Origin of the sequence: Vibrio sp. 10N.222.52.B12, assembly GCF_002875385.1 — a bacterium.
GTDB lineage: Bacteria > Pseudomonadota > Gammaproteobacteria > Enterobacterales > Vibrionaceae > Vibrio > Vibrio jasicida.
Window position 1 is genome coordinate 23,706 of sequence record NZ_MDAW01000029.1, and the last position, 6,213, is coordinate 29,918.

Here is a 6,213-nt window from a genome sequence, read left to right on the forward strand (position 1 = left end):
AAGTTTGAAGAGGATCAAATTTCGAAATTTAGCTCATATTCAGAGGAGTGAATATGAGAATGACAATGTTTGAAACAAAAATGCCCACTGAGAACCAGTGGGCATTTAAATAAATATATATCAGTAGGTTACTGAATTATTTTGCAACCATAACCATTGCAGGACGTACCACGCGACCGTTTAGCTCGTAACCTTTTTGCATTACGAACATAACGGTATTTGACTCATGGTCAGGGCTTTCTTGGATAGACATCGCTTGATGGAATTCAGGGTTGAAAGCTTCACCTTCTGGATTGATCTCTTTCAAACCAAATTTCGATACTGCGTCTACAAACGTCTTATGCGTTAGCTCAACACCTTCAAGAATTGGCTTAACCACTTCATGCTCAGCATCAGCAGCTTGGATAGCACGCTCTAGGTTGTCGATAACAGGAAGAAGCTCTTCAGCAAACTTGTTCAAAGCGTATTTACGCGCTTTATCAATTTCTTGCTCTGTACGACGACGCATGTTTTCTACTTCTGCTTTAGAACGTAGAACGGCATCTTGCTGATCTTTCACTTTCGTTTCACTTGATAGAAGTGCTGCTTCTAGTTGAGCAATCTTAGCGTCTTTTTCATCACCAATGTCTTCAAGTTCCGCTTCTGCTTCTTGAGCTGCTGCCTCTACTTTCTCAGCCTCTTCGATGATCTGATCAAGCTCGGCTTCAGTAACTTTGTTTTCTTCGTTGCTCATGATATCTCCAGAATCAACATAATGTCCTCAAAGCTTACGCACGTTTTGCGGGCTCTAACCACATTAAAATTCGCATATTTAGGTAACTTGCCATTATTATGGGGATGAAGATTCCTGATTCAAGCCTCTTTAATGCGGAAATGCTATGAAAAACCCATGTAACGTGATCGCGATTATCGGAAAACCTCGAGATCAGCAGGCTATTCAAACTCATAGAGAGCTTTACCAATGGTTAACCTCTGAAGGTTACCAAGTGTTTATCGATGACCGCCTTGCTGCAATTTTAGACGATATTCCACAAAATCAATTTGCCAGCCTAGTGGAACTTGGTAAAAACGCCGATCTTGCTATTGTCGTTGGAGGCGATGGCAACATGTTAGGCGCAGCTCGCATTTTATCTCGCTTTGATGTCGCAGTGATCGGTGTGAACCGAGGTAACCTTGGTTTCCTAACGGACCTTAACCCCGATGATTTCAAAACGGCATTGAAAGCCGTTCTGAATGGCGAATATATTGAAGAAGAGCGATTTTTACTTGAGGCCGAAGTGCATCGTCATGGCCAGATTAAAAGCCACAATGCCGCCCTAAATGAAGCAGTACTTCACCCTGGTCAAGTCGCACATATGATCGAGTTTGAAGTTTACATTGATGACAGTTTTGCGTTTTCGCTGCGCGCCGACGGTTTAATCGTTTCAACTCCAACAGGTTCAACCGCTTATTCCCTTTCCGGTGGTGGTCCTATCTTGTCGCCAAGCTTGAATGCAATCTCTTTGGTTCCGATGTTTCCTCACACCCTTTCAAGCCGTCCTTTAGTGGTTGATGGAAAACGACGCATTAAATTGATCGTGTCACCAGAAAACCGCGGTACGCAAGAAGTCAGTTGTGATGGACAAGTTTCACTACCGGTTTCTCCAGGCGATGAAGTTCATATTTATCAAAGCCCGAATGTACTTAAACTGATCCACCCAAAAGACTACAGCTACTACCACGTGCTAAGAAACAAGCTCGGTTGGTCAAGCAAATTGTTTTAACAAGAAAGGTTGATGTGAAGGCATCAACCTTTTTTCTATGCTCTCATTAACTCCAATTTCATCCCCACCCAAGGCGACACAGATTAATTCCTTGTTAAATTTAATTTTATAAAACTTGATCTTGTGGGTAAATTTTATACAAAATTCTGAGCTCAAATTGAAAGGTGTCCGACTGATGATATTCTCAGTATGAATAGAATATAAACTCTAATTCATACTTATTATCTCAAAGGGCACATTATGAAAAAAACAATGATATTGTCCGTTCTCAGTACGTTAGCGCTTGCTGGCTGTCAATCTGAGGAGGCAAAGGTTACCGATATATCAAACGCAAAAGCCGAGGACATCTCGAATACCAAGCGGACACTAGCTCTGCAACTCAGCGAAAGTTATGCCAACATAGAACCCATGCTGCGCAAAGACATCACTGCCGAACACATTAATGTCCCCCTTTCCTCATTCGCCGAACAGAAACCTTTATCAGCATTTAGCCAACAACTCATACAAGCCGATACACAAATTCGAGCGTGGAAAGGCATCTCTGAATACTCCGATCAATTGCTTGAAGTTCGACTTGCAAATGAAGAAATGCTCGGCGTGTGGCAAGAAGGGGCCGTCGACCCACTCTTTGCTTTCGAACCAACAGGGGATGATGAGCAGTGGCAATACATCGAAGCTTACGATGTTTATGGCCAAGTCCACCAACTCGATGTCTATCAACTTCCAGACGTGCCTGTATTGGTTGTCGACAGCAACAGCTCTGCAGAGCTAAAAGCTGGGCTACAGGCTATGCAGGCAGAAATGAGCAAGCTTGGGCAAGCAACCATGGTCCAACCCTATATGACTGACATCGCAAAGGCTCAAAAATCTCTTTTCTCCCACACAGAAAGTACACCTCAACCAATTCAAACTACGGTTTTGAAGAAGATTCGTCTTGCCAATGACCAAGAGCCTTGGATTTCAGGAAAAGCTGAAATCTACGCCATTGTCACAGGTGTAAACCCTACGCGTGATGAACCCACTTTGGATCTCGTCGAGCTACCTTATTTGGATTACGACAACACCACCTACTTACCCAACCAAATCATCATTCACTGGTCTCGTTACCGTTGGGGGGCGGCGGATATCGTCTTAATGGAGCAAGATGACGGCACCGATTACAAACAGTTAGCCAAACTGCTTGTTCAGGTTGCAGAAGAAGTCCTGAAGGCAATTCCAGATCCCGAAGTTCAGGCCTATGCCATTATTCCTCAGATCACCAACAAAATTATCGATGCGATTCCGGATGGCGCACTCACTAACGATGACGATTTTATCGATGTGTATTACACCCTGATGCAAGACACTTCCTATGTCGACCATCCTGGAGCAGGGGTTAATGCTGTGGCAACGTTTGAGCCGCTCACAATTAACCCAACTCGACCGTAACTTGTTCAATTTTAATAGGTCGTTGCATTTGCTCGGCCTATTTTTCTCTTCACCATCACAAAAAATACCTTCTTCCTACAAAAAATCCAGCAGCCACCTTTACTGTATAAAGAAACAGTATATACTGTTTTCTTATACAGTATTGTTCAGTTATACAGGTAAATAAAAATGCTGGCTCATCTAAGTGTTAATAATTTTGCGATTGTTAAGTCTTTACAGCTCGAGCTTTCAAAGGGCATGACCACCATCACTGGTGAAACAGGTGCAGGTAAATCTATTGCAATTGACGCATTAGGTCTTTGTTTAGGCGGGCGTGCCGATGCAGGCATGGTACGACAAGGCGAAGAGAAAACAGAAGTCAGCGCCGCCTTTTTACTGGACAACAATCTACACGCAACGCGTTGGCTAGAAGATAACGACCTGCTGGATGGCAGCGAATGTATCTTGCGTCGCATCATCACGAAAGAAGGCCGTTCTAGAGCCTTTATCAATGGCAGCCCAGTCCCTCTTTCACAACTCAAATCTCTTGGGCAGTTATTGATCAACATCCATGGACAGCACGCGCATCATCAGTTGATGAAGAGCGAGCATCAAATGGCCATGCTGGACCAATATGCTGGACATTTAAACCTACTAAAAAGCACACGCAGTGCTTACCAGCATTGGCGTCAAGCAGACAACAACCTTAAGCAACTAAAAGAGAACAGCCAGCAAAATCAGGCCCAAAAACAGTTGCTTGAATACCAAATTAAAGAACTGAATGAGTTATCGCTAGGTGAAGAAGAATTCGCAGAGCTCGAGCAAGAGCACAAACGACTGTCCAATAGTGGTGAACTCGCCACTACCTGTCAGCAAGCCCTCGAACTTATTTACGAAGGTGAAGAAGTCAATGCGCTTGGTATTTTGCAATCGGCCAATCACTCCCTAATCCAGTTAGCCGAATTGGATGAGAAGTTAGCTGAATTGCCAAACATGCTGGCAGAGGCAATGATCCAGCTAGAAGAAACCAAAAACGAACTTCGCAGCTACCTAGATGGCATTGATGTCGATCCCGGTCGCATGGCTTATGTCGAAGAACGTTTTTCTAAAGTGATGTCGATGGCTCGCAAACACCATGTTATGCCCGATGAGCTATACCAACATCACCAAGATCTTCTTGCACAAATCGAAGCATTAGATTGCTCTGACGAGCGTCTGGATGAACTCGCTCAAGAAGTAGAACAGAAATACCAAAGCTTCTTAACTCAAGCAGAGAAGCTGCACAAGTCACGTAGCCGTTACGCAAAAGAGCTGAACAAACTTATCACGCAAAGCATGCACGAATTGAGCATGGAGAAAGCGGTATTCAGCATCGAGGTAAACAACGAAAACCTCCACCCATCTCCATTGGGTATGGACAGTGTGTGTTTCTTGGTCTCAACCAACCCAGGTCAGCCATTACAACCTATCGCTAAAGTCGCATCAGGTGGTGAGCTATCACGTATCTCGCTAGCAATACAAGTTATCACCGCACAAAAAGTGGATACGCCAAGCTTGATCTTCGATGAAGTGGATGTCGGTATCAGCGGCCCAACGGCTGCGGTTGTCGGTAAGATGCTGCGCAAGTTAGGCGAGTCGACTCAAGTGATGTGTGTAACCCACTTACCGCAAGTTGCTGGCTGTGGTCATCAACAAATGTTTGTTGCTAAACACACCAAGAGTGGGCAAACCGAAACAAAAATGCATGCCCTAGATGAACAACAGCGTGTGGCAGAACTCGCTCGTTTATTGGGCGGAAGCCAAATTACCGACTCAACATTAGCCAACGCAAAAGAATTACTCATCGCGGCTTAACCATTCAACAAGGGATGAGAAATGGATATCAAAGCCATCAACAAAGAAAACTGTTTAGAGCTCGTCCCTCTTTTTATTGAGTTAGAATGCTATTACTTCAAAGAGGACGCCGCATCAGAGAATGAATTGACGCACTATCTAAAGCACCAAGTCTTCTCTGAGCATTCTAGTATCAAAATCATCGCAGCTTATGAGCACGACTCTATTATTGGTTTTGCGTCTTACACAGTGATGTACCCTGCCCCTAAACTTTCCGGCCAAATGTACATGAAGGATCTCTTCGTTTCTTCAATCGCGAGAGGAAAAGGCGTTGGTATTCAACTAATGAAACATTTAGCGACCCTAGCAGTTACCTCGGGTTGCCAAAGACTTGATTGGACAGCAGAAAACACCAATCCTATCGCTGGTCAATTTTACCGCTCCATAGGTGCAGCACACCTTGTTGAAAAAGAATATTATCGGTTTGAAGGTGAAACGCTCAAAGCATTTTCCCTCCCGCAATAATGCAACGCACGACCAACAGTAGTCGCCATCACGAATTATTGCAGGCGATCTCTTAAATCCCATATCATAAAAAGCACACAACATGCTTGATGAGTCATGTTCCGCCAGTTATCGTCTAATATCAGCGAATAAATGCAACTCAACTCAAAATTCGTTGTCAGATTTTCTACCATACGACGCATAGCTTTTTACATCTGCGTCGAGCTTGTTTATTATCAGCGCAGTATTTTAAAGGTTACTAAGAAATTATTATGCAATTAAAGAAGTGGTTAGTTGCCGTACCATTAGCAATGACTTTGCTGACAGGATGTTCGGTATTGGAAAAACTGGTTTATCGTATTGATATCAACCAAGGCAACTATGTAGAACAAAGTGCGGTTGATAAATTAAAGTTTGGAATGACTAAAGCACAAGTTCGCTACGTTCTTGGTTCGCCTATGTTGGTTGAAAATGGCTACCCAAATACTTGGTACTACATTTACCATCACACTCCTGGGCACGGTGAACCTGTGCAAAAAGATCTGGTTGTTCAATTCAATGACCAAGGTACGTTAGCCGATCTGACTGGCGACTACCCGAAAAGTGATGCCTTTTACGAGAAGATTCAGTAGCCCGTCTTTATTTTCACAGAATTCTCAAAGCCTCCTCGTCGGAGGCTTTTTTATGGTTCATCGCGGATAAGCGG

At 43.7% G+C, this 6,213-nt stretch carries 6 protein-coding genes; 5 read left to right on the forward strand and 1 reads right to left on the reverse strand.

Features of this window, described 5'->3' with window-relative positions; translation table 11 throughout:
- Window positions 1–136: 136 nt before the first annotated feature.
- Window positions 137–733, reverse strand: a complete 597-nt coding sequence (gene grpE / locus BCT11_RS01920; RefSeq protein WP_038868770.1) for a nucleotide exchange factor GrpE — start codon at window positions 731–733, stop codon at window positions 137–139.
- A 145-nt stretch (window positions 734–878) separates the two neighbouring features.
- On the opposite strand from grpE, the gene nadK reads away from it, so the two are divergent.
- The 5 genes from nadK to bamE all read left to right on the forward strand — a co-directional run bounded on the left by nadK (window position 879) and on the right by bamE (window position 6,139).
- On the forward strand, window positions 879–1,763 hold the full coding sequence (gene nadK / locus BCT11_RS01925) for an NAD(+) kinase (RefSeq protein WP_038868771.1): 885 nt from the start codon (window positions 879–881) through the stop codon (window positions 1,761–1,763).
- A gap of 240 nt (window positions 1,764–2,003) precedes the next feature.
- Window positions 2,004–3,191, forward strand: coding sequence for a DUF3103 domain-containing protein (locus BCT11_RS01930; RefSeq protein ID WP_102386947.1), 1,188 nt, complete (start codon window positions 2,004–2,006; stop codon window positions 3,189–3,191).
- A 168-nt stretch (window positions 3,192–3,359) separates the two neighbouring features.
- Window positions 3,360–5,024 carry a DNA repair protein RecN gene (recN, locus tag BCT11_RS01935; protein ID WP_039975384.1) on the forward strand — a complete coding sequence of 555 codons (1,665 nt, stop codon included), beginning with the start codon at window positions 3,360–3,362 and terminating at the stop codon, window positions 5,022–5,024.
- A 21-nt stretch (window positions 5,025–5,045) separates the two neighbouring features.
- Window positions 5,046–5,528: a GNAT family N-acetyltransferase gene (locus BCT11_RS01940; protein ID WP_042603930.1), complete on the forward strand. Its 483-nt coding sequence runs from the start codon at window positions 5,046–5,048 to the stop codon at window positions 5,526–5,528.
- 251 nt (window positions 5,529–5,779) lie between these two features.
- Window positions 5,780–6,139: an outer membrane protein assembly factor BamE gene (gene bamE, locus BCT11_RS01945; protein WP_038868775.1), complete on the forward strand. Its 360-nt coding sequence runs from the start codon at window positions 5,780–5,782 to the stop codon at window positions 6,137–6,139.
- The last annotated feature ends 74 nt before the right edge of the window (window positions 6,140–6,213 follow it).

Excerpts from the sequence above, each read along its gene's own strand:
- bamE (WP_038868775.1), top strand. The coding sequence starts at position 5,780 with ATGCAATTAAAGAAGTGGTTAGTTGCCGTACCATTAGCAATGACTTTG.
- BCT11_RS01940 (WP_042603930.1), top strand. The coding sequence starts at position 5,046 with ATGGATATCAAAGCCATCAACAAAGAAAACTGTTTAGAGCTCGTCCCT.
- grpE (WP_038868770.1), bottom strand. The coding sequence starts at position 733 with ATGAGCAACGAAGAAAACAAAGTTACTGAAGCCGAGCTTGATCAGATC.
- BCT11_RS01930 (WP_102386947.1), top strand. The coding sequence starts at position 2,004 with ATGAAAAAAACAATGATATTGTCCGTTCTCAGTACGTTAGCGCTTGCT.
- nadK (WP_038868771.1), top strand. The coding sequence starts at position 879 with ATGAAAAACCCATGTAACGTGATCGCGATTATCGGAAAACCTCGAGAT.
- recN (WP_039975384.1), top strand. The coding sequence starts at position 3,360 with ATGCTGGCTCATCTAAGTGTTAATAATTTTGCGATTGTTAAGTCTTTA.